The sequence below is a fragment of the Hymenobacter pini genome, from assembly GCF_020421205.1.
Lineage (GTDB): Bacteria > Bacteroidota > Bacteroidia > Cytophagales > Hymenobacteraceae > Hymenobacter > Hymenobacter pini.
The window spans coordinates 14,928-41,809 of the sequence record NZ_JAIZZH010000006.1; the positions used below are offsets into that span (position 1 = coordinate 14,928).

At 60.9% G+C, this 26,882-nt stretch carries 21 protein-coding genes; 11 read left to right on the forward strand and 10 right to left on the reverse strand.

Annotated elements, in window-relative coordinates; genetic code table 11:
• Positions 1-23 precede the first annotated feature (23 nt).
• Both LF252_RS19730 and LF252_RS19735 read right to left on the reverse strand, forming a co-directional pair.
• The gene (locus LF252_RS19730; protein WP_226271316.1) at positions 24-755 is read right to left on the reverse strand and encodes a LytR/AlgR family response regulator transcription factor; all 732 of its coding nucleotides are present in this window, start codon (positions 753-755) and stop codon (positions 24-26) included.
• A gap of 3 nt (positions 756-758) precedes the next feature.
• On the reverse strand, positions 759-1,796 hold the full coding sequence (locus LF252_RS19735; protein ID WP_226271317.1) for a sensor histidine kinase: 1,038 nt from the start codon (positions 1,794-1,796) through the stop codon (positions 759-761).
• Between the two features lie 209 nt (positions 1,797-2,005).
• Between LF252_RS19735 and LF252_RS19740 the strand changes: the two genes are divergently transcribed.
• Together LF252_RS19740 and LF252_RS19745 are read left to right on the forward strand one after the other, a co-directional pair.
• The gene (locus LF252_RS19740) at positions 2,006-2,155 is read left to right on the forward strand and encodes a hypothetical protein (protein WP_226271318.1); all 150 of its coding nucleotides are present in this window, start codon (positions 2,006-2,008) and stop codon (positions 2,153-2,155) included.
• 140 nt (positions 2,156-2,295) lie between these two features.
• Complete coding sequence (locus tag LF252_RS19745) at positions 2,296-3,495, forward strand: glycoside hydrolase family protein (RefSeq protein ID WP_226271319.1); 1,200 nt, start codon at positions 2,296-2,298, stop codon at positions 3,493-3,495.
• A gap of 184 nt (positions 3,496-3,679) precedes the next feature.
• Here the strand turns inward: LF252_RS19745 and LF252_RS19750 are convergent, their stop codons facing one another.
• Complete coding sequence (locus tag LF252_RS19750; RefSeq protein WP_226271320.1) at positions 3,680-4,162, reverse strand: GAF domain-containing protein; 483 nt, start codon at positions 4,160-4,162, stop codon at positions 3,680-3,682.
• Between the two features lie 324 nt (positions 4,163-4,486).
• On the opposite strand from LF252_RS19750, the gene LF252_RS19755 reads away from it, so the two are divergent.
• Positions 4,487-5,035, forward strand: a complete 549-nt coding sequence (locus LF252_RS19755; protein ID WP_226271321.1) for a dihydrofolate reductase family protein — start codon at positions 4,487-4,489, stop codon at positions 5,033-5,035.
• A gap of 182 nt (positions 5,036-5,217) precedes the next feature.
• Here the strand turns inward: LF252_RS19755 and LF252_RS19760 are convergent, their stop codons facing one another.
• The 4 genes from LF252_RS19760 to LF252_RS19775 all read right to left on the reverse strand — a co-directional run bounded on the left by LF252_RS19760 (position 5,218) and on the right by LF252_RS19775 (position 9,771).
• Complete coding sequence (locus tag LF252_RS19760) at positions 5,218-5,898, reverse strand: phosphatidylserine decarboxylase family protein (RefSeq protein WP_226271322.1); 681 nt, start codon at positions 5,896-5,898, stop codon at positions 5,218-5,220.
• Positions 5,899-6,141: 243 nt separating this feature from the next.
• The gene (locus tag LF252_RS19765) at positions 6,142-7,431 is read right to left on the reverse strand and encodes a Glu/Leu/Phe/Val family dehydrogenase (RefSeq protein WP_226271323.1); all 1,290 of its coding nucleotides are present in this window, start codon (positions 7,429-7,431) and stop codon (positions 6,142-6,144) included.
• A gap of 314 nt (positions 7,432-7,745) precedes the next feature.
• Positions 7,746-8,687, reverse strand: coding sequence for a phosphatidate cytidylyltransferase (locus LF252_RS19770; RefSeq protein ID WP_226271324.1), 942 nt, complete (start codon positions 8,685-8,687; stop codon positions 7,746-7,748).
• Between the two features lie 37 nt (positions 8,688-8,724).
• Positions 8,725-9,771, reverse strand: coding sequence for a CPBP family intramembrane glutamic endopeptidase (locus LF252_RS19775; protein WP_226271325.1), 1,047 nt, complete (start codon positions 9,769-9,771; stop codon positions 8,725-8,727).
• A gap of 151 nt (positions 9,772-9,922) precedes the next feature.
• On the opposite strand from LF252_RS19775, the gene dusB reads away from it, so the two are divergent.
• Both dusB and LF252_RS19785 read left to right on the forward strand, forming a co-directional pair.
• A complete protein-coding gene (dusB, locus tag LF252_RS19780; RefSeq protein ID WP_226271326.1) occupies positions 9,923-10,912 on the forward strand; it encodes a tRNA dihydrouridine synthase DusB in 990 nt (329 codons plus the stop codon).
• 151 nt (positions 10,913-11,063) lie between these two features.
• On the forward strand, positions 11,064-12,026 hold the full coding sequence (locus tag LF252_RS19785; RefSeq protein WP_226271327.1) for a DMT family transporter: 963 nt from the start codon (positions 11,064-11,066) through the stop codon (positions 12,024-12,026).
• Between the two features lie 172 nt (positions 12,027-12,198).
• Here LF252_RS19785 and LF252_RS19790 read toward each other — a convergent pair whose 3' ends face one another.
• From LF252_RS19790 to LF252_RS19800, 3 genes are all read right to left on the reverse strand, one after another.
• Entirely contained in the window at positions 12,199-12,792 is a 594-nt protein-coding gene (locus tag LF252_RS19790) for a hypothetical protein (protein WP_226271328.1), read from the reverse strand.
• Between the two features lie 68 nt (positions 12,793-12,860).
• Positions 12,861-17,819: a DUF3320 domain-containing protein gene (locus LF252_RS19795; RefSeq protein ID WP_226271329.1), complete on the reverse strand. Its 4,959-nt coding sequence runs from the start codon at positions 17,817-17,819 to the stop codon at positions 12,861-12,863.
• A 136-nt stretch (positions 17,820-17,955) separates the two neighbouring features.
• Entirely contained in the window at positions 17,956-19,722 is a 1,767-nt protein-coding gene (locus tag LF252_RS19800) for an amino acid permease (RefSeq protein WP_394370413.1), read from the reverse strand.
• 173 nt (positions 19,723-19,895) lie between these two features.
• On the opposite strand from LF252_RS19800, the gene LF252_RS19805 reads away from it, so the two are divergent.
• The 6 genes from LF252_RS19805 to LF252_RS19830 all read left to right on the forward strand — a co-directional run bounded on the left by LF252_RS19805 (position 19,896) and on the right by LF252_RS19830 (position 26,878).
• Positions 19,896-20,609 carry a carboxypeptidase-like regulatory domain-containing protein gene (locus LF252_RS19805; RefSeq protein WP_226271330.1) on the forward strand — a complete coding sequence of 238 codons (714 nt, stop codon included), beginning with the start codon at positions 19,896-19,898 and terminating at the stop codon, positions 20,607-20,609.
• A 101-nt stretch (positions 20,610-20,710) separates the two neighbouring features.
• Positions 20,711-21,325 carry a carboxypeptidase-like regulatory domain-containing protein gene (locus LF252_RS19810; RefSeq protein ID WP_226271331.1) on the forward strand — a complete coding sequence of 205 codons (615 nt, stop codon included), beginning with the start codon at positions 20,711-20,713 and terminating at the stop codon, positions 21,323-21,325.
• A gap of 218 nt (positions 21,326-21,543) precedes the next feature.
• Positions 21,544-21,894 carry a hypothetical protein gene (locus tag LF252_RS19815; RefSeq protein ID WP_226271332.1) on the forward strand — a complete coding sequence of 117 codons (351 nt, stop codon included), beginning with the start codon at positions 21,544-21,546 and terminating at the stop codon, positions 21,892-21,894.
• Positions 21,895-22,171: 277 nt separating this feature from the next.
• Positions 22,172-24,634 (forward strand): TonB-dependent receptor, encoded by a 2,463-nt coding sequence (locus LF252_RS19820; protein ID WP_226271333.1) that lies wholly within the window; start codon positions 22,172-22,174, stop codon positions 24,632-24,634.
• Between the two features lie 114 nt (positions 24,635-24,748).
• Complete coding sequence (locus LF252_RS19825; protein ID WP_226271334.1) at positions 24,749-25,456, forward strand: ABC transporter ATP-binding protein; 708 nt, start codon at positions 24,749-24,751, stop codon at positions 25,454-25,456.
• Positions 25,457-25,459: 3 nt separating this feature from the next.
• Complete coding sequence (locus LF252_RS19830) at positions 25,460-26,878, forward strand: ABC transporter permease (RefSeq protein WP_226271335.1); 1,419 nt, start codon at positions 25,460-25,462, stop codon at positions 26,876-26,878.
• Positions 26,879-26,882: the final 4 nt, after the last annotated feature.

Below are 26,882 nucleotides of genomic sequence, written 5' to 3' on the forward strand. Positions count from 1 at the left end.
CTCCAGGAAAAAGTAATGGGCGGCTATTTTTTGCCGCCCATTACTTTTTCCTGGAGTGCCTCAAAAAACGCGTTCCGGTAAGTGTCGCCCAGCGGCACGTAGGCTTTCATATCCTTGAACATGATCTGGTTACCATCCAGCGCTTTAATTTTATCCATGGATACGACGTAGCTTTTGTGCACCCGCATGAAGTTTTTGGGTGGCAGCCGGTCTTCCAGATCTTTGATATTGAGCAGCGTGACGATGCGCTCCTCCGCCGTGTGGATGGCCAGGTAATTCTTCATCCCTTCCACGTATACAATCTCATCGAAGTTCACCTTCGTCATCTTGCCTTTGCTTTCCGTCTTCACAAAAATGTAGTCGTCGGGCTTTTCGGCGGGTTGCCAGCGGGCAGAGGGCTCAATAGATGTGTTCAGGGCTTTCTGCGCGGCTTTCAGAAACCGCTCGAAGGCAATGGGTTTCAGCAGGTAATCCAGGGCCTCCAGCTCGAAGCCTTCCACGGCAAACTCGCTGTAGGCTGTGGTCAGAATAACCTTGGTTTTGCCCTGAATAAGGCGCATGAAATCCAGCCCCGACAGCTGCGGCATATGAATATCCAGAAACAGCAGGTCCACGGGCTGCCGTTGCAGTAGGCTCAGCGCCTCTACGGGGTTGGTGCTGCTGCCCACCAGCGTGAGAAAGGGCGTTTTCTCAATAAAGGTGCGCAAAATGTCAATGGCACCTTGTTCATCATCCACTATCAGGCAGGAAATCATGGATTATAGCTCGATGTTCAGGGTACAAGTATAGTAATCTGGCTCATCATTTATCAGCAGCGTATACCGGTCTTTGTAGAGCATTTCCAGGCGTTGCCGGGTGTTTACTAAACCGATTCCCGTGCTCCGCTCTTTGGGGCCCAGCCGCTTCTTGTTGCGCGTCTGAAAGGTAAGCTGGTTCTGTACCGTGGTCAGGCGAATAACCAGCGGATTTTGTGCGTCGGCCAGCTCGCCGTGCTTAAAGCAGTTTTCCACAAAGGTGATGAGCACCAGGGGCAAAATCATCAGAAACTGCACGTTTCCGCTTATGACAAAGTCAATCTGGAGCTGGTTGTTGTAGCGCAGCTGGTTGATGGCAATATAATTCTGCAGGTGCTTGACTTCCTGGCTCAGCATCACCTTGCCGTTGTTGTCTTCGTGCAGGGCGTAGCGCATGGTTTCCGAAAGCAGCAGAATGGCTTTGGCCGCATTTTCGGAGTGTGGGTACACCTGGGCGTACAGAAAATTGAGTGAATTGAACAGGAAATGCGGGTTAATCTGGCTTTTGAGGAAGGCAATATTGGCCTCCAGCAGGCTTTTCTCGGTAGCCCGCAGCTGCTCCTCCTGCTGGCGGCGCTGCTTTTCCAGGCGCACCGCATTCAGGGCAAACCAATACCCGGTACTCACCAGCTGAAAAAACATGCCCCGGTACACCGCCAGCACCCAAAAGCGCCCATAGGAATACGCCGGACCCGTAACCGGGTATCCCACAGCTGGTAGCCAGGTGGTATACAGCTCGGCGCGCAGCAACCCGTAAAGCGCCAGCAGCAACACGGCCGCGGCGGCATACCCGGTGTACTGCCGCCGGCCGTACAGCTTGGGCAGCAGCACGTTGCTGTTGGTGTAGAACAAGGCTATGTTCAACCCATAGTTTAGAATCAGCGGCAGTATGGTAATCTGGGAAGCATCGGTAAAGAAGAACACCGACTGCTCGTACAGGGCAAAGCCCAGCCAAACCAGCACATGCGGCAAATAGGAGGAGCGCTTGAAGCGGAATTGCATGCAACGAATGTAGAAGAGTTGCCGGCAGCAAGCCAGCATACTCCGCCCAGGCACCCAAGTTTAGTGCAGAAAGCCCCGTTTGGTACCGGGCAACAGGGCGTTGGTGTAATAGTTTTTGGTTGAGGCTGGGCGTGGGTTACGTTTGTTTCAAGCAAGGCCGCTAGAGCTGCTGCGCATCGTTCCACTCACTTCTTACCAACCCAAACGCTATGAAAAACCTCAACACGTCCGCCAAATTCAAGCTCAACAAAACCATCGTGGTGCGCTTCACCAAGCCCGGCTCCGCCGACAGCTTCGGCAGCACGTCCGTTATTCAAACGACGGTTTCCAGCATCATCGGGCCCGACTTTAGCTTCTAGCAGCGCCCGCCCGCTCCGGCCGCGGCGCAGTATGTACAAGCTACTAGTTGAATACCCGGTGGCACTTGCCGCCGGGTATTTGCTTATCTGAGCGTACCGTGTTTTGAGCATTCACAGAGGTATCCTTATTCACCACGAGAATGACCGGGCTCCATCACTTCCACACCGCATCATCGGGCGAGCATCGGCCCGATTTCACACCTGCACCGCCTGCTACATATGCACCTGCTGAAACCTGGCAACACGTTCATTATACCATTGCTACTACCCTCGATGCTTTATTAACAACGGAGGAGCTGACGGGGGCCGCCATATACTATTTCTGCACCTACCAGGTTTTTGGGCAACCCGCCGATGCAGCCTTAGCGCAGCACCTTTTTAGTCAAGCACTTGCGCAGATTATTAAACCCTGCACGCCTGGCCATTTGGCACACGTATGCCAAGTGGCGTGGCTGCATGCGCAGCTTATAGCCACCAACCTGGCACTACCCGAGGCAGAAGTGGTACTGGAGCAACTGGACAGGCAGATATTTGCCGCCGCCGATCAACTGCTGACTCAGCCATCAGACGCGCATACCGGCTCTATCGTGCACGTTCTTCGTTATTTTTATCTGCGGCTGCCGGCACCGGCTGCCACCGCTCACCTTGAGTACCTGTTGGCCAGGCAAACTACGCTTACCCGGCCCTGGCTGTCAGCGGAGCCCCATGCGCCGAGACTACCACTGGGCCTGGATGATGGTCTGGCCGCCAAACTATTGGTGCTGCTCCATATTCATAAGGCCGGCGTTACCAGCCAGCCGATTCAGCAGTACGTGCGGTACGGTATCCGGCTGCTGCTAGGTGTCAAGCGGGAAGTGGATTTTCTGGACCAGCGCTATTCCGTATTCCCCGATTGGCTGGAAGCCGGTAGTGGAAAGGCCATCTTCAGCGACGAAATAAGCTGGCCCCGAGGCGACATAGGCCAGTCATTGCTGCTGTATGAAGCCCACCAGTTTTTGCAGGACGCGGAACTAGCCAACGTGGCCGAGTTAGTAGGTCTCAACACGCTGCTACGTGTCAGCATGCAATCAACTCAGGTTACCACTGCTCAATTTTATCAGGGTGCCGCCGGGGTAGCCTACCTCTACCTCAAGCTTAGCGCCATCAGTGGCCAGCCGGCGTACCAGAAAGGCTACGCGTTCTGGCTTCATCGGCTGCAACACCACGTCCATCAGGAGCTTGCAACCGGTTTTTACCAGGGCTGCACAGCACAGATACAGCACGGCCTGACTGGTGTAGGGCTGGTATTACTGTCGGCCGTTACGGCCAAGCCGCTCCACTGGGACAAGATGCTGGTGTAGCTGACGGGGGCACTGACCGCACAACTCAGCTGAGTTTGACAACTCTATAATCCTTACCTCCCTGCTCCCTGGGCCACGCAGGCTGGCCCAGGGAGCAGGGAGGTATTTAATATCCGTTGCCCGGCCTGCCAGCAGCGTACAAGCTTCCAGCAGACCGAAAAAAACAGGTAGTGTTTAAGCAGCGCTAAAACCAGGAGGCCACCAGCGGCATCAGCTGCTCCAGGGCCTGCTGGTCGTCGTGGTCGAAGTCGTTGAGTTGGTCACTGTCTACATCGAGTACGGCCACCACTTGTCCATCTTTGAGAATGGGCACCACTATTTCTGATTTCGATTCCGAGCTGCAGGCAATGTGCCCAGGAAACTGCTCTACATCAGGCACCAGCAGCGTGGCGGCCTGGGCCCAACTGCTGCCGCACACGCCCTTACCCCGCCGGATGCGGGTGCAAGCAATGGGTCCTTGGAACGGGCCCAGCACCAGCTCGTCGCCCTTCACCAGGTAAAAACCCACCCAGAAAAACCCAAAGGCTTGCCGTAGAGCGGCCACGGTATTCGCGAGGTTGGCCACCAAGTCCGGCTCACCAGTGGTGAGGGCGTCAATCTGGGGTAGCAGTTGGCGGTATTGTTCGGCTTTGCTGAGGGTAGTATCGAGGTGCAGTTCTTCGGCCATATTGGAAAAAGCAAGGAGTAATGGTACGCAACAGCCCGGCGGCGGCAAGGTTGAGCCGGCTGGCTGAGTCAAAGGTACGGCCGCATTTTTTCCCGGCATTCCTGAGCCAAGAGGCTTTGCAGGGCAGAAAGATGTTGTATTTTACAGCCGCAGATACTGGCTATTGTTCAGCCAGTTATCTGCGCACCCACCCGCTTTCTTGCTGCTGTCTGATGTCAACGCCCGTTCGGTACCGGGCAGGCTCCCGTATGCAGCAACCTTATGGCCTACCAGCCATTGCTACGCTCTGTTCTTTCTCACCTCCCAACCATCCCACCCACGTTCATGCGTAAAGTTGTTCTCTACATTGCCACCAGCCTCGACGGGTACATTGCCTCACCCGATGGCTCAGTGGAATGGTTGCCCACGCCCCCACCGGGCGAAGATTACGGGTATGCCGACTTTCTGGCCTCCGCCGACGCTACCCTACTGGGCCGCGCCACCTACGAGCAGATTACTACCTTCGGCGAGTGGCCTTACCCCACCCTCACCAACTACGTGTTCACCCGCCGCCCACCCTACGAGGCCGCGCACCCTTCGGTACAGTTCATTACCGACGACTCCACGCGCTTTGTGCAGGAGCTGCGCCAGCAGCCCGGTGGCACCATCTGGCTGATTGGAGGTAGTACGCTGGCCTCGCCCTTGCTGGCCGCGGGGCTAGTTGATGAGCTCATGCTGTTTGTGGTACCGCGGGTGCTGGGGGCGGGTATTCCGCTGTGGCGCCACCAAGACCATGCCCAGCCCCTGCACCTGCTGCGCAACCAAGCCTGGCCCGATGGTATGATACTGCTGCACTACCGGTTATCAGAGGAAGCACCGGAAACTGCCGGCTAATGCCCATTGCTCACTGTGGTAGGTTGCTGATACAGCTAGCTTTCCATTGAAAGCCACTTTCTGGAGCCTTCTTACGGTTCTACCAATAACGCAGCACGGCCGCTCCAAATGTTGGAGCGGCCGTGCTGCGTTATTGGTAGAACCAAATTCCTGGAATCCGGTTAGCCTGCTTGTTCCTTTGACTAGAAGAGGCTGGGGGCGCTGGTTTTAAGCTGGGCAATAACCGTTTGCCCACCTTTCACCTTCTCTCCAATCTGCACTTTTACCTCGGTATCCACCGGCACGAAAATATCCACGCGGGAGCCGAACTTGATGAAGCCGAACTCCTCGCCTTGGCTTACCTCGTCGCCCTCGTTCACATACCACACAATGCGGCGGGCCATAGCGCCGGCAATCTGACGGAACAGCACGAACGGGCCGGCTTCCGACTCCACTACCACGGTGGTACGCTCGTTTTTGGTGCTGCTTTTGGGGTGCCAAGCCACCAGGTAGTTGCCGGGATGATACTTGAAGTAGCGCACAATACCCGAAATAGGATTGCGCGTGATGTGCACGTTAATCGGCGACATGAAAATGCTGATCTGCTTGCGCTGGTCGTCGAAATACTCCGGCTCGTGCACGTCCTCAATTACCACCACTTTACCATCGGCGGGGGCAATTACTAGGTCCTCATGAGTAAACAGGCGGCGGGCCGGGCTGCGGAAAAACTGCAGCAGCGTGAGGAATACGATGACGGAAACACCGGCGAAAACCTTGTTGAAACCGCCGTTTTCAGCGTTGTAACGAAACAGGAGCAGGTTCACGGCCAGCAGGGCCAGCAGGGTAAAGAACAGAATTCGTCGTCCTTCTTTGTGGATCTTCATGTATCGCAGATTTGCGCTGATTACGTTGATTTCGCTGATTCAGACGACTTTCTGAGAATAAAAGTGCCCGCCTGTTTCTGCGCTTGCCCCTTTACCCAGCGGGCACAGCAGGCATAAAGATAGCCCGAGCCACCGGCCCGGGCTATTCAAAAGCAAATATAAGGAGGAGTTAGGAGACAGAATGCAGGAGCTAGCGGCAAACGCCGATACTTTCTCCAAGCTACTCCATCCTCACTCCTGGTATTAGAAGCCGCCGCGGAACTTGTACGTCTGGGCTACTTTATCAATGGCTACTACGTAGGCCGCAATACGCATCGGAATGTTGTACTTCTGGCTGGTAGCGTACACTTTCTCGAAGGCGTCAGTCATAATACGGTCGGCGCGCTCGGTTACCATGTCCTCGCTCCACTTGAAGCCTTGGCGGTTCTGCACCCACTCGAAGTAGGATACCGTTACCCCGCCCGAGTTGGCCAGGATATCGGGCACTACCATAATGCCCTTCTCATTGATGATAGGGTCGGCGGAGGCCGAAGTGGGGCCGTTGGCACCTTCCACAATCAGCTTGGCCTTAATGGCGTGGGCGTTGTGCTCGGTAATTACGTCTTCCACGGCGGCAGGCACAAGCAGGTCCACATTGGAGGTCAGCAGGTCGTCGGCGTTGTCCATGAGGGTGGCACCGGTGAACCCGTCCAGACGGCCGCTGTGGGCATTTTTGTAGGCTACGGCTTCGTCGATGTTGATGCCGTTCTCATTCCAGTACGCGCCCGACACGTCGGATACGCACTTGATTTTCACGCCCTGTTCGCTCAGCAGCTTGGCGGCCCAGGAGCCCACGTTGCCGAAGCCTTGCACGGCAGCCGAGGTTTGGGCGGGGTCCATGCCCAGCTTCTTCATGGCAGCCAGCGCCGATACCATTACACCGCGGCCGGTAGCCTCAGTGCGGCCCAGCGAGCCACCCATTACCAGGGGTTTGCCGGTTACCACGGCCGGCGAAGTAGCGCCTACCGTTTTGCTGAATTCATCCATCAGCCAGGCCATTTCGCGGGGGCCGGTACCCATGTCGGGAGCCGGAATGTCCCGGTCGGGTCCGAACACATCCTTCATGGCCAGCGTGTAGCCCCGGGTGAGACGCTCAATTTCGCCGGCGCTCATCTTGGTCGGGTCGCAGATGATACCGCCTTTGGCACCGCCGTAGGGAATATCCACCACGGCGCACTTCCAGGTCATCCAGGCGGCCAGGGCCTTCACCTCATCGAGGTGCACGTTTTTATCGTAGCGGATACCGCCTTTCGAGGGGCCCAGAATGGTGTTGTGCACCACGCGGTAGCCCTCAAACACGCGCACTTTGCCATTGTCCATCGTCACGGGAATGTGCACGATAACCTGCTTGTCAGGGGCTTTCAGTACGTCGTAGGTTTCTTCGTCTAGACCCAGGATTTCGGTGGCCACGTTGAAGCGCGACATCATCGATTCCAGGGGATTCTCGGCATCCACGCGGGGAGCCGGTTCTTTGTACACCGTGGTGGCAGCCATACGGGGTAAGGGTTTGGGGTGGGTGAGAAATAAACTACGGCAACTCAGCTGGTGGGCAACCGGGCCGCGCGCGGAACTTTTTGGGTGGTCAAAGGTAAGCGGTTTGTGGCATACGCGCGGGGCCTTGAATCGGCCTACCTTTCGGTATTAGCGGGGCTGATACTTTCCCTACGAAATATTGGGGCGGTTCGTATTGTTTGCGCGAAAATCCTGCCATTTCGCACAGTTTTCGGCGACAACTTTTCTTGAAATAAAACGGGCCGCCCCCGTTAGAAGCTGCCCGTTGATGTAGTGGTAGTTGCGTACGCTCGACTCTAGCTCAGCAGCAGTTGCAGCAAGGCCAGCACCGGCAGGATAAACAGGAAGGCATCGAACCGGTCGAGCAGGCCGCCGTGGCCGGGCATGATGCGGCCGGAGTCCTTCACGCCCACGCTGCGCTTGAGCATGGACTCGGCCAAATCACCGAGCGGGCCGAACACGGCAACTACCCCGGCCGCTACCAGTCGGTAGGTTAGGGAGAGTTCGGGCAGCAGGTAGCCCAGGGCCCAGCCCATACCCAGTGTGAGCAGGAAGCCGCCCACGGCACCTTCCCAGGTTTTGCCGGGCGAGATTTTAGGGGCCAGCTTGTGCTTGCCAAAGGTTTTGCCCGCCGCATACGCCCCAATATCCGAGGACCACACCAGCAGCAGCAGCGCGAAGATGCGGCGGTAGTCGTACCCCGTATTGGTAAAAGCCACTACGCTCAATAGGCTCATCGGCAAGCTCACGTACAGTAGTCCCAGCAGGGCTACCCCCACGTTGGCAAAGGGCGACAGTTCTTTATTCTCGCGAGGCCAGGCCATCATTTCCCGCAGGATGAGGATGGTGGGCAGCAGTAGCAGGATGCCCATCAGTATGATGCCGGCCGAACGGGCATCACCTACTATGACATGCATACCGTGACCGATGGAATCGGAAACGTTGTTCACTACAACCACGCCCAGTACACCGGCAAAAATCAGCGCGCTAATTCCCCCACCCAACAAGGCAGCGGGCTTATACCCAGCCTGCCGCATCATGCGGTAGAACTCCCACAGCATACGCATCTGTACGGCCCCGAAGAAGAGGGCAAACGTCCAGGCGCTGTACCACACGCTGCCCAGCAGCAGCGCGGCCCCAATCAGCCCGAAAATGATGCGCTGGGACAAGTTGGACATACCGGGCTTATCAGCGGGGGGCTCGGTGGTGGCGGGCGCGGGGGCGGGAGAGGTAGTCAAGGGAGGGTAAAAGGAAAGCGAAAGAAAAATACAGCCGTTAATTGGCGCGGGTGGCGTCTACGCCGTCGTGGCTGAGGGTACGGGCGGCCGGAATGGTAGCCTCGGGCTGATGCACGGCTACGCCTCGGCTGCCGAGCGTGTGCATTTCGGTGGGCAAATCGGTGAGGCGGGGCGTTTGGGTTTGCTGGTAGAGGTAGCGCAGCAGCAAGGCGCACAGCAGCAGCGAGGTCAGCACCCAGTACCAGGGCAATGCCTCGGTGGAATCGGGGTCAAACTCGGAGGCCGTCCACTCCCGCTGCTGCACGTACAGGAGCACCAATTGAAAGGCGTTTTGGGTAAAGTGCGCGGCCATAGGCACCAGAATGTTGCCGCTCCACTCATATAAGTAGCCCAGCACCAGCCCCAGCACAAAGCGCGGTACGAAGCCAAAAAACTGGAAGTGAATGGCACTAAACAGGGCCGCTGCCAACCACACGCCCACGTGCCGCCCGGCCCACTGCACCAAATTGCGCTGTACTACGCCCCGGAAAAACAGCTCCTCGCTGATGGCCGGCACCACGGCAATAACCAGCAAGGCCACCACAAACCGCAGCGGCGTAGAGAACTGGGTGAGGTAGCGGGTAATTTTCTGGGCCCGGTCTTCCATTTCGCGAGCCGCCTCCTCCCAGCCGCTCAGGGCAGCCGGCAAGTGGGCCTTGGCGTTCCAGGCAATCAGCACCGACATGGCCGGCAAACTCACAATGATGAGCACCGCTGCCACCAGCAGCCAGTTGGCCGGCACCGGGCGACGGGGGGCGAAATACTCCTTCAACCGGTTGCCGGTGAGGGCGGCCAGCGCCAGCGCGGCCCCACCCAGGCCCCCAAACAGCAGCACGCCCTGACTCATCATGGATACTCCCCAGCCGTTGGGGTAGTCGGCGGGGCGCTGGGTGATGTTGCCCAGATCCTGCATGCCCACCCCGAAAAACAGGTAGTTGCATACCATTACCAGGAAGCTGGCCACGCAGAACGTAGCCAGCAGCAGCACGGCCAGCAACCCCAGATTTGCTATCGGGTGTAATCGACTGGAAACGAAACCTTTCATTGCGTTTTGGGCTTAGTGCCTGGATTATAGTGCTTAGCAGTAGGGGCGCATGCGCACACCCTGCCGCTGAATAGCCTAAGCACCAGGCACAACGCACCAAGCACTAAATCCTATTGTCGTAAATTTGCGCAAAATACTAGAATAGCCTGCCGTGGTACACATCCGCAACATTGCCCTGCCCGATTTTCCGCTCTTACTCGCGCCCATGGAGGACGTGTCGGACCCGCCGTTCCGGGCCGTGTGCAAGCAGGGTGGGGCCGATTTGATGTACACCGAGTTCATTTCCTCGGAAGGCCTCATCCGGGCCGCCGCCAAAAGCCGGCAGAAGCTAGACGTGTTCGACTACGAGCGGCCCATCGGCATCCAGCTGTTCGGCTCCGACGTGGAGACGATGGGCGAGTGTGCCCGCATCAGCACCGAAGCCGGACCCGACCTCATCGACATCAACTACGGCTGCCCCGTGAAGCAGGTGGCCTGCCGGGGCGCCGGCGCGGCCCTGCTGCGCGACATCCCGAAGATGGTGGAAATGACGGCCGCCGTGGTGCGCAACACCCACCTGCCCGTAACGGTAAAAACCCGTTTGGGCTGGGACGACTCCACCAAGAACGTGGAGGACGTGGCCGAGCGCCTGCAGGACATTGGCATTGAAGCCCTCACGGTACACGGCCGCACCCGCGTGCAGATGTACAAGGGCGAGGCTGACTGGGAGATGATTGGCCGCATCAAGAACAACCCCCGCATCAAAATCCCCATCTTCGGCAACGGCGACATTGACTCGCCCCAGAAGGCGGTGGAGTACAAAAACCGCTACGGCGTGGACGGCGTGATGATTGGCCGCGCTGCCATTGGCTACCCTTGGATTTTCCGGGAGGTGAAACACTACGCCGCCACCGGCGAGCTACTGGCTCCGCCCACTGTGGAGGAGCGGGTGCAGGCCTGCCGCATGCACTTCGAGAAAAGTCTGGAATGGAAGGGCCCGCGGGCCGGCATCTTTGAGATGCGCCGCCACTACGCGCAGTACTTCCGCGGCTTGGAAGGGGCCCGGCAGTGGCGCACCCGCCTCGTGGACAGCAACGACCCGGCGGAAATCCACGCCATCATGGACGAAATCATTGCCGCCGAGCCGGTTTTGGTAGGCTAGCGCAGTAAGGATTGTCGCACGTCATGCAGAGGCGCAGCCGAAGCATCTCGCCCGTTTCTTTGTTGGGTTACTGGCTCAACATCAGCAGGCAGGATGCTTCGGCTGCGCCTCTGCATGACGTTCTTATGGTTCCCTTTTTACTCCCACCCGCATGCCCATTGACACCCCCGCGCCGGCCGTTACGGCGGCTCCCGAAACGCCGCCGGTAGCGCCGCCCCCGCCCCACCGCATTCCAGCCTCAGCCTGGGGGCTGCTGGTGCTGCTGGCTACCATCTGGAGCACATCATTTATTCTGATGAAGAAGGGGCTGGCGGTGTTTTCGGCGGTGGAGCTGGGTGCCACCCGCGTAACAGTAGCAGCTTTGATTTTGCTGCCATTCGCCCTGCGCCATGTGCGGCAGGTGGAGCGCAGCCGCTTTAAGTGGCTACTGCTAAGCGGGGTGATTGGCACCTTGCTACCAGCCTTCCTGTTTGCCTACGCCGAAACCAAAATGGCCTCGGGGCTGGCTGGGGTGCTCAATGCTCTCACGGTGGCTTTCACCCTGCTAATGGGCGCCCTGTTTTTCGGGCAGCGCATTACGGGGCTGCGGCTGGCGGGCATTGCGGTGGGGCTACTAGGCACGGTGGTGCTCATTGCCGTGGGTGGCAGCGGGGGCACGGCTACGCCCACCGGGGAGGGCAACGCCTGGTACGGGCTCTACATTGTGCTGGCTACCATGGGCTACGGCGTGAGCATCAACATGATCAAGCACCACTTCCAGGGCATTCCGGCGGTGGCGGTAACGGCGCTGCTGCTCATGCTCATTGGTGGGCCGGCGGTGCTGTACCTGCTGCTGGGTACCGAGTTTCTGTACAAGCTGCAGCACGTGCCCAGGGCCTGGACGGCCTTTGGCTACATTGCCCTGCTGGCCACTATGAGCACGGCCGTGGCTATGGTACTGTTCAATAAGCTCATTCAGCAGTCTACGGCCTTGTTTGCTTCCTCCAATACCTACCTCGTGCCCGTTATGGCGCTGGCCTGGGGCGTGCTGGACGGGGAAGTTATCAATGGCTGGCACCTGCTGGGCATGGGCATCATTCTGCTCAGCGTGTTCATCATCAACCGGGCGAAGTAGTACTTGGGGAATGGGATAGAACGTCATTCCGAGCTTGCGAGGAATCTCGCGTACTGATGTTGCCAACCTATCCGTCATGCTGAGCGAAGTCGAAGCATCTCTACCGCTTCGTTGAATAACTATCCCAACGTCAGCACGCGAGATTCCTCGCAAGCTCGGAATGACGTTCTTTCTAGTCCATCACCTTCAACAAAACCCTCTCACCCCGCAAAAACACGTACGGCCATTCCTGGAACCGCTTGGGCAAACCCAGGCGCTGCGGATGAGCCAACAAATACCTCTGCATGCGGGACTGTTCTTCGGCGTCCAGCACGGGCAGCTCATGGAAGCCGGTTTGCCAGAAGTCGGCCTCGGGCGGAAGTTGGCCGCGCAGCAGGCGGCGGGCCTGGGTGGCGGTGCGCTGGTGCAATAGTTCCACGGCTTTGTAGAGCGAAAGGCCCGAGCCGGCCGGCAGGCGCAATATGGCGTGCAGGTGGTTGGGCAGCAGCACGAAGCACGGCACTTGCAGCCCCTGTTCCTCCAGCATCAGCAGCTCTCCGGCTACCATTTCGGCCAGCTTTTCCCGTTCCAGGTACACTGGCCCCACCGTGCGGGCATCCAGCAAGGCGTCGAAACCGGCAAAGAACTGCTTAGCGGCGCGGCGGTGCGCCTCCGGAGAGTCGGCGGTTTGCTGGGCGGCTACGCGCCGGGCGTGCAGCTCCCGGCCGGCCCGCGCCGGGATGGAGCCGGCCAGGCGCAGGGTGAGCAGGATGGTTTCAGTTGACATACTGTTCTGGTGAGGGTTCCCGCAGAGGATGCAGAAAGTTTCGCAGAGGAGCGCAGAGTTGTTCTGAATTAGGCCGGGCGCAGCACCCCATTCAACTCCACCACTTCTCCACGTTCCAGCAGCCCAACCAATGCAGGTTCCAACTGCTGCCGCATATCGTCGCTGAGGCGACTGAAGCCCAGCAGGCGCACAGCGGGCAGAAACACGGCTTCCCGGGGCAGGGCAAAACTCTGCTCCACCACCGTGCGCAGGGCCAGGGCTAGTTCTTCGGGTGCCACGAAGGTGAGCTTGCGGGAAATGGCCGGCAGTTGGCTTCGGTCGCGCAGGGGCGGCTGTTGCATAGTGTTGTCCCACAGAAAATCACCTTGCTGGCGCAGGTGGCGCAGGTTGGAAGCCAGCAGGGCCGCGTCGCGGCCGGTTTTGCGCATACGGGCTCCTACCTGCGTGGCCCCGCTGGCCTGGGCCAGGCGGCGGGTGGCCTCATCCAGATGAATCGGGCTTTCGATGCGTACAATCTGGGTGAGCCAGTTGGCGAGCTGGCCCAGGCTGTGCTGATGCAGCTCGCGGTGCCCCACGGCAGCCGGCAGCTGAGCCACCTGGTAGGGTACCACCGCCGGGTTGCTATCGGGCGCGGCGGGTTCTTCGCGCTCCAGCGTAGCGGGCTCGGGTAGCAGCTCCTCTTCCACCTCGTCGGGCTCGTCGAGGGCGGCCAGGCGGCGGGCTTCTTTGATGGCCTGCACCGCCCGTTCGGTTTCGCGCGCCGGGTCCCGAAACCAGTCGGTGCTCCAGATGCGGTGCAGGCGCCAGCCTACGGCCTCCAGCACTTGCTGACGCAGCCGGTCCCGGTCCCGGGCCGAGCGGGCCGAGTGGTACATGGCCCCGTCGCACTCAATGCCCAGCACGTAGCGGCCCGGCTGGTCGGGGTCCACCACGGCCAGGTCGATGTAGAACCCTTGGCTGCCAATTTGTGGGCGCAGTTGGTAGCCCCGGGCCGTGAGGGCGCGGTATACCGCCTCCTCGAAGGGTGAATCCATGTTGCGGCCGGTTTCCTCATTTTGGTTGAGGCGGCCGTGCTGGGCAAAGTTCAGGAAGGTTTTCAGCGCGGCCACGCCCCGGGCGCGGGTCCGGCTCAGGTCCAGGTCGTCGGCCGTGAGGTTGGTAAAAACTTCACAACGCTGCTTGGCGCGGGTAATCAGCACGTTGAGGCGCCGCTCCCCCCCTTCCCCGTTCAGCGGTCCGAAGCTCATACTCAGGTAGCCCTCTTTGGTACGGCCGTAGCCGATGCTGATGAGAATCACGTCCCGCTCGTCGCCCTGCACATTTTCCAGGTTCTTGATAAAGAAAGGCTCGTGGCGGTGCGCGGCAAAGAACGCCTCCGTTTCGGGGTGCTGGCGGCGTAACACTTCCAGCGCATCCTGAATGGCCTGGCGCTGCACCGTACTAAAAGCCACCACCCCCAGCGTGAGCCGGGGCGTGGTGCGGGCATGATGCAGCACCGCCTCGGCCACCGCCCGGGCCTCCTGCGGATTGGTACGCGTGGTGCCCCGCTCGTAGTAGGTTTCGGGCAGATGATGGTACACCAGGCCCAACTGACCCTGGCCGCCAGGGCTCGGGAAAATCACCAGCTTGTCTTCGTAAAACAGGTGGTTGGAAGCGGCAATCAGCGACTGGTGCAGGCTGCGGTAGTGCCAGCGCAGCATCCGTTCGGGCATCTGCCGGGCCTTGCACAGCTCCAGGATGCTCTGGATGTCGGCCGTCACGTTTTCCTCGTCGGCGGCCTCGCCGGTGCCGGTCAGCGAGTCGAAAAACGAGGTGGGCGGCAGCTGCTTGGAGTCGCCGACTACCACCAGCTTCCGGCCCCGGGCCACGGCCCCCAGCGCGTCCACCGGCTTCACCTGCGAGGCTTCATCGAACACCACCAGGTCGAACTCCACCGCGCCGGGCGGCAGAAAGCTGGCTACCGACAGCGGCGACATCATAAACACCGGCTTGATGGCCTGCACCACCCGCCCGGCCCGCTGCATGAGCTGACGAATGGGCAGGTGGCGGGTTTTCTTGGCAAACTCGTTTTTGAGGATGCTCATTTGGCCGCCGGCCTGGGCGTGCGGCAGCCCCTCGTGGTGGCGGCGCATCGCCCGGATGCGGTTGTGGTAGAGCGAATCCTGGTCGGCTTGGCGGAAGCGGGCGGCCAGCTCCTCGTGGCTAGCCCGCTCGAACTGCCGCAGCGCTGGGTGCTGCTCGTGGGCCTGGCGCTGGAGGTATTCCAGCCAGGTTTGGCGCACTGCGGCCGCCAGGAAGTGCGGAGCATGCGGCCAGCTTTCGGCCAGCAGCAACAGCTCCGGCAGCTGCTCCTGCTGCACAGTGGCGGCCACGTTGTTCCACTCTGTCGTCAGGTGCAGGGCGGGCACGTCGGCCGCCCAGGCGGCCAGGGTTTTCTGCTGAGCGTCGAAAGACTGAAACTGCAACCGCCCATCAGGCCCAAAGCGGCGGGCCTCGTTAAGCTGCAGAGCATCGACGACGGCCTGGAGGGCGGCACGGTGCTGCGTGAGGGCGGTTTCGAGGGAAGCCCCCCCCCCGGCGAGGCTGTGCGGGTGTGCCTCACCCCCCGGTTCCCGGTGAAATGCCTGCTGCATATCTCCCGTCGTAGAGGAGGCCGATGCTTGATTGTTAGCCAGATACGTCAGCAGCTCCTTCGGCAATTCGCCGCGGCTGATGCGCTGATGGGTCAGGATCAGGTATTCCTGCGTTTTGGTCAATGCCGGCCAGTTGGAGCGCAGCCCTTGCCAGGCAGAACCGAATAGGGCACCTGCCCAGGTGGTGGCTTCGGTCAGGGTTTGCTGGTGGCGAGCGGCGTCATAGATGGCGTCGATAACGGGTAGCAGTTCGGCGGCATCCTTGGGCAGGGGGCCACGCCACAGGCTTTGCAGGCGCTGCCGGGCGCGGCGGTAGTCGCCGCTCAGGAATTTCCACCATTTGTTGCCGTAGGAGAGCAAGGCGGCACGCTCCGCGAATAGCGGCTGGTTCCAGGCTTCGGGCAGCAAGGTGGCGTCGTGCTGCTGGTGCAGCGCCGCGTAAGCAGTCCCGGCATGCAGAACTTCGTTTAGGCGGCTGGCTTGCTGAACCCACGCTGGGTCGGCCACGGCCACGCCAGCCAAGGGCGGGGCCAGCTGGGCGTGGCGGGCGGCGGGCAGGAGCCGCTCGGCGGCGGCCCGGTCGGGCGGGGCAGCCACACCCAGCTGCGCCGCCACCGCTTCTGCCTGCGCTTGCAGCGCCTGCACGGCGGCCTGAGCAGCTGTGAACTGGGCGGTGAGGCTGGACTGGTCGGCGGGCAACACCACTGTCCGCTCGCTCCCCCAAAAAAGCAACGATTTGGGCGCGCCGGTTTTTTGCAAGGTGGCTTGCAGGCGGGCAGCCAGGGCTTCGGCGTGGGCCGCGTCGGCGTCGGTCCAGGCGGCCAGGTTGGGGAAAGCCAGGCGCGGCAGCTCCACCGCACCACGTTCTACGGTCAGGCGCAGCAGCTCGCCGGCCACTTGCTGGGCCGTGCGGCGGCTGCGGCCAATGGGCACATTTACGGCCAGGGCGTAGTCGTTGAGGGTTTGGCGGTAGCGGGGTAGCTGGGCTATCTGCTCGTCCAGCACGGTGGATGCGCTGGGCCGGCCCAGGGCCAGGGTGTGGCGCAGCTCGTCGTGAAGGGTTTTCTTGTTGGCTTTGTTGCTGTGCAGCTCCAGGCAGGCGGCGCCCAGGCCCAGCGCGTCGAGGCGGCGCTTTACCACCTCCAATGCGGCCATTTTCTCGGCCACGAACAGCACCTTTTTCCCCGCCCCGATGGCCTCGGCCAGCAGGTTGGCAATGGTCTGCGACTTGCCGGTACCGGGTGGCCCCTGAATTACGAGGTTGCGGCCTTCCTGCACGGCCAGCAGCGCCAGCAGCTGCGACGAGTCGGCGTCGAGCACCTGGTGCAGCTCGTGGGCCGGGCTTTCGGTATCCAGAAACGCCTGCTCGCTCATGCTTGGCGCGGCGTCATCGAAGCCGGTTTCCTGGTCGAGCAGGGCGCGAATGGCCGGATGGTCGAGCAGCGTGGAGGTACCGGTGGCCGAGGCGGGCCAGGTGGCCGGGTCCAGGTCCCGGTAGAGCATCAGCTTGCTGAACGAGAAAAAGCTCAACGCAATGGCATTGGCCTCCACGGCCCAGCGGCGGCGGCCGCCCAGGGCCTCACGCACGGCGGCAAAGTACTCCGACAGGGGCTGGTTGTCGGGGTCGGGCAGGGGCAGGCTGATACCGAAATCCGCTTTCAAACGGGCCTGCAGGCTGAGGTTGCCTTCCACCTCGGCCCCGGAGTGCGTGAGCTTAAATCGCTCGGCCACGGTGCCGCGCTCCAGCACTACCGGCACCAGCACCAGCGGGGCCTGGCGCGGCTCCGCACTGTTTTCGGCCTCGTACCAGCTGAGCTGGCCGAGCGCCAGGTACAGGATATTGACGCCGGTTTCTTCCAGACTGGTGCGGGCGGTGTAGTAAGTATTGAGCAGCCGCGTTTCCAGCTTGGCCAGCGGCTCGGCCGTTTGCAGTCTGTTGTCGGTTAACAAGGCCTGCTGCTCGGCCTCGGAAAGCGCTGCGGGCGGATGCTCCTCCAGGTAGTCTTCCAGCGGCGAGTGGGCTTCGGCGGCAGCGGCATCCTGAACGTCAACCAACTCATCTTCCGGCACCTGCTCCACTCCAGACCCAACGTCACTCGTCTTCGTTGCCAAGGCCAGCGCCGGCCCCGGAACTTCGGCAGCCGTTTCAGCTTCGGTATTCTTTTTCCAGTGCGGCTCCGGCGCGGCGGAGAAGTACATGGTTTTACCCTGACGCACCAGAATATCGAGCACCTGCGCCGATTCTTCGCGCACTACCGCCACGCCCTGGGCTTTCGATAAGCGGAAATTCAGCAGCGGGTTGCGCAGGCCCAGATCCAGCAGTTCCTGGCGGGAAGCGTCGAGGCGGGTAGTAAGAGTAGCAGCAACTGCGGATGAATCGGTACCGGATTCCATACTAACAGAAGAATAGACGAGGCAGTAAGCGCCCCTTATCAAGTATAAGGTGCAGCGCCTACCTCTGCAAGAAAAAGCCCGGCACCCCGACGACTGGCGTGTCGGGCGTGCCGGGCTACTCTAAAGGCGTCGGGTGCTAGTGGGCGGCCTTCTTCAGGGCCAGCTTGCTGTGCTTCACCCCATAGTTGAAGTACAGCGCCAGCCCGATAATCAGCCAACCGAAGAACAGCAGCCAGTTGTTGATGCCCAGCTGCGTCATCAGATACAGGTTGGTGAGCAGGCCCAGCACCGGCAGCAAGCTCAGCTTCCGGCTAAACGAAAGCCAGGCCAGCGCCAGGCAGAACCCAAAAAATACCAGCATCGGAATGTAGTGGCGGGCTTCCTCGTAGCCACTACCCAGGGCCGTGGTGAACTCCTGAATGCCCGTCTGGTTGTACACCAGCAGCAGCACCGCGCCCACCAGCAGCACCAGCGGCACCAGAAACTGCCCGTTGATGTAGGGCACCTTGAAACGGGCGTCGCTTTGGCCGTGGGGGTCGATGATGAGGATGCCGCCGCACACCAGGGCAAAGGCAAACAGCGTCCCGATAGAGGTCAGATCAATTACCAGATCCATGTTCAGAAGCATGGCCGGCACACCCACGAAGAAGCCCGTGACGATGGTGCTGAACGAAGGCGTGTGGAACTTAGGGTGCACCTTGGAAAACACTGGGGGCAAGAGCCCGTCCCGGCTCATCGTCATCCAGATACGGGGCTGCCCGATCTGAAACACCAGCAGCACCGAGGCCATGGCCAGCACCGCTGATACGGCCACCACGCCGCCCAGCCACTTCACGCCCACTTTGTTGAACACGTAGGCCAGCGGGTCGCCCACGGCCAGCTCCTTGTAGTTTACCATACCGGTGAGCACCAGCGTGATAATCACGTACAGAATCGTGCAGATGATGAGGGCGTAAATCATGGCCCGGGGCAGGTCGCGCTGGGGGTTTTTGCACTCCTCGGCCGTCGTCGAAATGGCATCAAACCCGATGTAGGCGAAGAACACCGCCGACACGCCTTTCAGCACGCCGCCAATGCCGTTGGGGGCGAAGGGGCTCCAGTTTTCGGGCTGCACGTAGAACGCACCCACCAGAATCACCACGGCTACTACCACCAGCTTCAGGGCCACCAGCAGGTTGCTGGCATTCTTGCTTTCCTTGATGCCCACGTACACCAACGCTGTAATAGCCAGCGTGATAAGCCCGGCCGGCAGGTCCAGCACCAGCCGCAGGCCACCGCCCAGCTCGGGGGCGGCGCTCCAGGCGTTGTAGCCTTCCAGCTGCGCCGCCGAGGCCTCACTCAGGGGTTTGCCAGCCTGCATCAGGGCCAGTACCTCGTTGTAGTATTTGTGGGCGCTCTGCATGCCCATGGTCAGCCACACCGGCAGGTTAATGCCGACCCCGCTCAGCAGCCCGGTAAAGTAATCCGACCAGCTGATGGCCACCACAATGTTGCCCACGGCGTACTCCATAATCAGGGCCCAGCCGATAATCCAGGCGGCCAGCTCCCCGAAGGAGGCGTAGGCATAGGTGTAGGCCGAGCCGCTCACCGGAATAGTGGCCGCAAACTGCGCGTAGCACAACGCTGAGAAGGCGCAGGCAATGGCCGTAAACACAAACAGCAACGACACGGCCGGCCCCCCATCGTGGGAGGCGTTGCCGATGGTGCTGAAAATACCGGCCCCAATAACGGCGGCAATGCCCAGAGCCGTTAGGTCGCGCACGGTGAGGTGGCGGGCCAGCCCCCCTTCGCCGGGGTGGGAGCCGTGCAGGTCTTCGTCGGCAGGCGGGTTGGAAAGCAGGTCGTCGAGGCTCTTGCGGCGGAACAAGCCGCTGGAGCGGGTAGGGGGAATCTGAGTAGACAAGGCGTTGGGGAGGGGTTGAAAGAGGGGCAAAAGATACAGAATAATGCCGGGCGGCTGCACGGTACAGCCATAGCGGCAGATAATCCGCCGGCGGCTCACCCCTTTTTTAGTGTAGCGGCGTGTGGAATCCGACGCGGTTTGGCATCAAGTCATAGAGCTTCACCTGACATGCCATGCCCCACGCCCTCACCGTTACAATTCCCCTGCCCTGCCATGAAAACTGGGCTGATATGGCGCCCACCGCCCAGGGCCGCCACTGCGCCGCTTGCGCCAAAGTAGTGGTGGACTTCACCCGTCTGACCGACGCCGAAATAGTAGCCTATCTCAGCCAGGCCAGCAGCCGAAGCTGCGGGCGGTTTCGGGCAGAGCAACTACAACGGCCTTTGCGGATAACAACTGAAGCACCAGCTTCGCGGCAGTGGCTGGCCGCTGCGCTGGCGGTGCTGGGGCTGGGAGCCGCCACGCCGGTTGCGGCGCAAACTCGCTCCACCCCTCCGCAGGAGCAACGGATGCTGCAGGGGGAGCCCGCGGCACCAACGCCTGCCCTCCCTGACCGGGTTATTCGGGGAAGGGTGACAGATTCCCGCAGCGGCGAGGGACTACCGTGGATAACAGTATTGCTGAAGGATACCCAAGTTGGGGTCAGCACCAATTCGGATGGCACGTTTGAGTTACGCAGTACATTAGCTGTCGATGCTCCTATCGAGTTCTTTTCAATTGGTTACAAACGGCAAACCATTATACTAAGTGGTAGTCAGCCGCTTACTGTTGCTCTGGTAGCCGAAAGCCAAAGGCTCACCGGGGAAGTGGTTGTCGTGAAATCGTACCGCACCGCTTGGTGCACCCCGCGTGGTGTGTGGCAGCGGCTAACAGGCTTGTTCCGGTAGGTACAGCCTTTTATCTTGCCCCATTAGCTTATCCGTTATTGCCAATGCCTACTCCTCTGATACTACAGATACCCTCACCCTGCTCCGAGGATTGGGCCGCCATGACGCCCGCTGCTCAGGGCCGCTACTGCGCCGCCTGCCAGGAAACGGTTATTGATTTCACCAGTATGAGCGACCCGGAAATTCTGGCTTTCCTGAAGCTGCGGCCAGACGTTTCGTGCGGGCGGTTCCAGCGTACACAGTTGGCGCGGCCGCTGGTGCCGCTGCCGCCAGCATCTGCCCGGTGGCGCACGTGGGTGGCGGCTACAGCTTCACTATTGGCTCTTCGAGAAATAGCCGCCGCTGATGCAGCTGCCCAACAGAAAATACCAGACGTTGCTTTGCCACAACTGGCCCGCCGACCCGACCCAGCCGTGGCTGACGAACGGACGCCACCTGCTGCTGTGGACAGCCTACATATCAGTGGAACCGTTCATAGCTGGTGGGGACGCCCGTTGTCTCATGCCCGGGTGACGTTGAACGGCCGACGGACTTATACCAACGCGCTAGGATATTTTTCGCTCACCGTGCCCGCTCGCCTCGTTGAAGCCGGATACAGTCTATCAGCCTCTTTACCCATGCACGGCAGCAAGCGGGTACTACTTGAAGAGCAACGACATACATATATTATTCGCCTGAGAAAGTATCAGCGGTTTGTTGGCGGCAAGTTTCGGTAAACAGAGAGGAATGCCAGAACAAACTTTTCTGCCCCGAAAAACCATATTCCAGCAGTATGAAGAACATCCTGCTGGCTACTACAGTGTCTCTATTTATAGCCTCAGATCCCAGCCTAAATATTTACAAATGAATAAAGTGAAGCCAACTAAGATGTAACCACGTTGCATTTGCAAGTTATACGTCTACCTTTGCCGCTCATCAACTGAGGCGGTGAAGCGTGCTGAACAAGCGTAAACTGGTTGCCTGGTGGCTATTGCTGCTGTTACTGCGGGTGCTCACCCCCGAGGCAGCCCTGTTGCGTGCGCACTTTCACCAGCACACCGACGACACCGCTACCGCGCGGTACGCTGCTAAGGCGGGAGCAAAAGCCGTCGTTTCGGCCGAGCACCAGCACTGCCAGACCGAGCACCTGTTTGACGCCCCGTTTCAGCCGGCTGGGCCGGTGCTGCTGCCCGCGCCCCTGAAGCTGCGGGCGTATGCCGTGTACCGGCCGCAGGCTCCGGTGTGCCGGGCCTCCCACCTCCTGGATGGCGCTTCCCTGCGCGGTCCGCCCGCCGGCCGGGCTTAACCGGCTCCAATGTACTTTCTGGCTTACTCGTGCTCTGCCCCTGGCTTATCGCCTGCGGAGCCGGCGCAGCTTATCGTTCCGGGTAGCTGGTACCTACCATGCCAGGCGTAGCCGCTTATGACCTGTCAATCTGCTAATTGCGCAGATTGGATTGTCGGTCATTGCGCCGTTACGCGCCCGCGCTCAGCCGCCTACTGGGGCGCATCTCCTCTCATTTTCCTGACTTCAACCCACCCGGCGGCTTTGTGGCTCCGGGCCTGGGTACGCGCATTTTTTCATGCAACGAATTCTATTCTGTCTGCTGCTGCTCTGGCCTTTGCTGGGGGCGGCACAATCTTCCACGGGCCACCTTGACGGGCACGTAACCGGGCCGAACGGGCACGGGTTGGAAGGCATTTCGGTGGTGGAAGCCACCGGCCGCTTCTCCGCCTTGACCGGAGCCGACGGCCACTTTGCCCTCACGCTGCCATTAGGCGAATACACGCTCATCACCCGCAGCCTGAGCTACCAGGAGCAGCGCCGCACGGTGGTGCTGACCACTGAAACACCCGCGCTGACGGTGGATTTCACCCTGCACCCTACTACCACGGCCTTGCAGGAAGTGGAGGTGCTGGGCCGCAACGAGAAAACCTATAAGAGCGACTACAGCTTTGTGGGCACGCGCACGGCCACCGAACTCCTTGACGTGCCGCAGTCGATTTCGACGGTGACCAAGGAGCTGATGGAGGACCGCCAGGCGCTGCGCCTCACCGAAACGGTGAAGAATGTGGCCGGTGTAGCGCAGTACTCGCACTACGATGACTTCACGATTCGGGGATTTCGCAATGGCTACGAGAGCGGCTTCCGGCTGCTGAATGGGTTGCGCTCGGGCTTCAGCTACGGTAACGCATTCACCCAGGCCCCGCTCACGGTGAACCTGGAGCGGGTGGAGGTGCTGAAAGGGCCCGGCGCAGCCCTGTTCGGCGACATCAACCCCGGCGGCACCATCAACATGGTGACCAAAAAGCCCCTGCAGACCAACCGCAAGGCCCTCACGTTTTCCACGGGCAGCTTCAACACCACCCGCGCCACCGCCGACTTTACCGGTCCGCTCACGGAGCAGAAAAACGTGCTCTACCGCTTCAATGCCGGCTACGAGAAGAGCAACACGTTCCGCGACGTGAACGATACCCGCTCCCTGATGCTGGCCCCCACCGTCACGTTTCTGGTATCGGACAAAACTACGCTCAACGCGGAACTGGTGTACACGGCCATCGACGGCTTCCTGGACCGGGGCCTGCCCATCAAGAGCAACAACCTGTACGGGGTGCCCCGCTCCTTTACGCTGAGCCAGCCGAGCGACTATTTCCGCACGAAAACCTATTACCTCAACGCCTCGCTCAACCACCGCTTCACCGACTGGCTCTCGTTCAACGCCTCCTACCTGGATTTTACCTTCAACGAGGGGCTGAGTGAGCACCGCACCCTCAACTCCTACGACAACTCCGACCCCACCAAGCCCACCAACTCGGTGATGAACCTGCGCTACTTTGACCGCCGCGTGGAAGAGTACACTAAGAATCTGTCGGCCTACTTCGTGCTGAACCGCAGCACCGGCCCGATGGCCCACAAAGTGGTAGCGGGGGCCGACTACATCCGCTTCCACACCGATAAGGAAAGCGCCATGTTTGAGGCGCGGCAGCGGGTGGTAACCAGCGTGAGCAACGGCGTAGTCAGCCAGCGGGTGGTGCCATTGCAGTTCGACCTGAACAACCCAACCTACGAAATCCGCGACCCGAGCACCTACGTGCGCCGACCCACCCCGGCGTTTTTCCTTGACTACCTCAACGCCGTGTACCACACCACCGGCCTGTACGTGCAGGACCAGCTGGAGCTGACGCCCCGCCTGGGCCTGCTGCTAGGGGCGCGCTACGAGCTGTTTGCCGATGAGCGGGACTACGGCGACGGCTCGACGAACATTCCGCAGACCAGGTTTCTGCCCCGGGCGGGCCTCACCTACTCCCTGCGCCGCAACCTGAACTACTTTGCCAGCTACAGTGCAGGCTTCCGACCGCTGCGGCCCGAGCTGATCCGCTTTCCGCAGCGCTACGGCCGCTCGGAGCCTTTCAGCCCCGAGACCAGCTACCAGCTGGAAACCGGCCTGAAAGGCGAGTTTTTCCAGAAGGCGCTGTTTGCCACCGTGGCCGTTTACCAGATTGAGCGCCGCAACCAGCTGGTGAATACCGGCTCGCTCACGGCCGAGGGGGCCGCCATTTACCGCCAGAACCAGGCCCGCTCGCGCGGGGTGGAGGTGGAGCTGACGGGCAATATCCTGCCCAACTTCAGCCTGAACACCAGCTACGCCTTCAACCACACCGCGGTAACCAAAGCCGACCTCGCGGCCGAACTGGGCCAGCCCTTGGCCAACGCGCCCCGCAACTCCGGCGGCCTGTGGGCCAAATACACCTTCCTCTCACCGACGCTACGCGGCCTGGGCGTGGCCGTGGGCGGCAACTTCGTAACGCGCCGCCGCTTCGAAAACCAGGTGAAACCCCTGGACGGCGGCCCCGACGAGTGGGCCTACTGGCCCGGCTACGCCGTGGCCGATGTGGCTCTGTTCTACACCGTCAACCGCTTCAACTTCCACGTGAACCTGAACAACGTGCTGAACACCTACTACTTCGTGGGCGGCTACGATTACTTCCGGGCCAGCCCCGGTGCCCCCCGCAACTTCATGGCCACGCTGGGCTACACGTTTTGAGTAAGGTGGGCAGGTAAGCGGGTATGGGGGTAGGAGGGTGGAAAGAAGCCGCCTTCCCTTCCTATCCCCATACCCGCTTACCCGCCCACCTTCTTACCCTCCTACCCTAACTACATGACCTACCTTCTCGAAGCCCGGGAGCTACGCAAGCAGTACGCCGATAAGCTGGCCCTGCGCGGGCTGAACCTGCAGATTGCGCCCGGCGAAATTTTCTGTTTGCTGGGCCAGAACGGGGCCGGCAAAAGCACCACCATCAACCTGTTTCTGGGCTTTGTGGCGCCTACCTCGGGCGCAGCCTTCGTGAACGGGCTGGAAGTGGCCGCCAATCCGCTCGAAATCAAGAAACACCTGGCCTACATCCCGGAAAACGTGCTGCTCTACCCGCACTTGTCGGGGCTGGAAAACCTGGCGCTGTTCAGCAGCTTGGCGGGCTTCAAGTATTCGGAAAGCGAATTGCTAAACTACCTCACCGAGGCCGGGCTGCCGGCGGAGGCCGTGCGGCGACGGGTGGGCACCTACTCCAAGGGCATGCGCCAGAAGGTGGGTATTGCCATTGCGGTGGCCAAGCACGCCACGGTGCTGCTGCTCGATGAGCCCACCTCCGGCCTCGACCCCAAGGCCAGCAACGAGTTTTCGGAGCTGCTGCGGCGGCTCAGCGGGCAGGGCACGGCCGTGCTCATGGCCACCCACGACATCTTCCGGGCCAAGGAAGTGGGCACCCGCGTGGGCATCATGCGCGAGGGCGAGCTGGTGGACGTGCGCCCCACTGCCGCCCTCAACGCCCAGGAGCTGGAGCAGCTCTACCTCACCTACATGCACTAGCCGATGATCCGGAGCATTGCCCGAAAAGAATTTATCAGCACCCTGCGCGACCGGCGCTTTGCGGTGCTCAGCGGCCTGGTACTACTACTGTTGCTGGCCGCCACGCTGGTGGGCCGGGCCTCGTTCCGCACCCTGCAGCAGGAGCGGCAACTGGCCCAGCAAACCGTCAATGATAAGTTTCGGAACCAGCCGGCCCGGCACCCGCACCGCGTGGCCCACTACGGCTCGTTTGCGTTCCGGCCGAAATCGGGGCTGAGCTTGCTGGACGGCGGCGTGGACTCGTTTACGGGCAGCGCCGTGTACCTGGAAGCCCACCAGCAGAACAGCATCAACTTCAGCCAGGCCCAGCAGGCCGGCTCCCTTATCCGGTTCGGGGAGATGACCGTAGCCTTCGTGCTGCAGCTGCTAGTACCGCTGCTCATCATTTTCCTGTGCTTCGGGGCCTTCTCGGAGGAGCGCGCTACGGGCACGCTCAAGCTGTTGCTCAGCCAGGGCCTCACGCTGCGGCAGGTAGCCTGGGGCAAGATTCGGGGCTATAGCCAGGCCGTGGCGCTGGTGGTAGCACCGGCCCTGGCCCTAGCGGCGGCGTTGCTGTTTACGGGTGAGGAGTTTGCCGGCGGCCTTGATCTGGCAGTCCGGCTGGTACTGTTCGTAGTGAGCTACGCGGTGTACTTTTTCCTGTTTGTAGTGGGCGCGGTGGTGGTATCGGCCTGGCAGGCCAGCTCCCGCGCGGCCTTGGTTACGCTGCTGGGCCTCTGGATTCTGGGCTGCATCATCTTGCCCAAAGCCACGGCCAACCTGGGCGCCACACTCTACCCCACCATTACCAAAGCCCAGCTAGACGCCGAGGTGCACGACGAGGCCCAGCACGGCATCAACGGCCACGACCCGCACGACCAGCGCGCCGCAGCTCTGAAAGCCGACCTGTTGAAAAAGTACGGGGTTGACTCCGAGGAGAAGCTGCCGGTGAGTCTGGCCGGGGTGCAGATGGCGGCCGGGGAGGAGTATTCGGCCAAAGTGTATCAGCGGCATTTCGCCGCGCTGAATGCCACCTACGAGCAGCAGAACCGCCTGTCGGAGTGGGCCGGCTTGCTGAATCCCTACCAGGCCATCCGGCCGCTGTCAATGGGACTGGCCGGCTCTGATTTTGCCCACTACGTGCACTTCCAGCAGGCCGCCGAAACCTACCGCTACGGGCTGGTGCAACGCCTGAACGGCCTGCAGGCCAGCATGGGCTACGGCGACAAAGAGCGGCGCCTGGATGCCAGCACCTGGCGGAAGCTGCCGGTATTTTCTTATCAGGCCCCGCCGCTGGGCTGGGCGCTGCCGCGCCTGTTACTGCCAGTAGCGGCGCTGCTGCTGTGGGCCGTATGGTTGTGCTGGCTGGGGCTGCGGCTGATTTCTAACACGTCTGTTTCCTGAGCTA

Excerpts from the sequence above, each read along its gene's own strand:
- LF252_RS19730 (WP_226271316.1), bottom strand. The coding sequence starts at position 755 with ATGATTTCCTGCCTGATAGTGGATGATGAACAAGGTGCCATTGACATT.
- LF252_RS19735 (WP_226271317.1), bottom strand. The coding sequence starts at position 1,796 with ATGCAATTCCGCTTCAAGCGCTCCTCCTATTTGCCGCATGTGCTGGTT.
- LF252_RS19740 (WP_226271318.1), top strand. The coding sequence starts at position 2,006 with ATGAAAAACCTCAACACGTCCGCCAAATTCAAGCTCAACAAAACCATC.
- LF252_RS19745 (WP_226271319.1), top strand. The coding sequence starts at position 2,296 with ATGACCGGGCTCCATCACTTCCACACCGCATCATCGGGCGAGCATCGG.
- LF252_RS19750 (WP_226271320.1), bottom strand. The coding sequence starts at position 4,162 with ATGGCCGAAGAACTGCACCTCGATACTACCCTCAGCAAAGCCGAACAA.
- LF252_RS19755 (WP_226271321.1), top strand. The coding sequence starts at position 4,487 with ATGCGTAAAGTTGTTCTCTACATTGCCACCAGCCTCGACGGGTACATT.
- LF252_RS19760 (WP_226271322.1), bottom strand. The coding sequence starts at position 5,898 with ATGAAGATCCACAAAGAAGGACGACGAATTCTGTTCTTTACCCTGCTG.
- LF252_RS19765 (WP_226271323.1), bottom strand. The coding sequence starts at position 7,431 with ATGGCTGCCACCACGGTGTACAAAGAACCGGCTCCCCGCGTGGATGCC.
- LF252_RS19775 (WP_226271325.1), bottom strand. The coding sequence starts at position 9,771 with ATGAAAGGTTTCGTTTCCAGTCGATTACACCCGATAGCAAATCTGGGG.
- LF252_RS19785 (WP_226271327.1), top strand. The coding sequence starts at position 11,064 with ATGCCCATTGACACCCCCGCGCCGGCCGTTACGGCGGCTCCCGAAACG.
- LF252_RS19790 (WP_226271328.1), bottom strand. The coding sequence starts at position 12,792 with ATGTCAACTGAAACCATCCTGCTCACCCTGCGCCTGGCCGGCTCCATC.
- LF252_RS19795 (WP_226271329.1), bottom strand. The coding sequence starts at position 17,819 with ATGGAATCCGGTACCGATTCATCCGCAGTTGCTGCTACTCTTACTACC.
- LF252_RS19805 (WP_226271330.1), top strand. The coding sequence starts at position 19,896 with ATGCCCCACGCCCTCACCGTTACAATTCCCCTGCCCTGCCATGAAAAC.
- LF252_RS19810 (WP_226271331.1), top strand. The coding sequence starts at position 20,711 with ATGACGCCCGCTGCTCAGGGCCGCTACTGCGCCGCCTGCCAGGAAACG.
- LF252_RS19820 (WP_226271333.1), top strand. The coding sequence starts at position 22,172 with ATGCAACGAATTCTATTCTGTCTGCTGCTGCTCTGGCCTTTGCTGGGG.
- LF252_RS19825 (WP_226271334.1), top strand. The coding sequence starts at position 24,749 with ATGACCTACCTTCTCGAAGCCCGGGAGCTACGCAAGCAGTACGCCGAT.
- LF252_RS19830 (WP_226271335.1), top strand. The coding sequence starts at position 25,460 with ATGATCCGGAGCATTGCCCGAAAAGAATTTATCAGCACCCTGCGCGAC.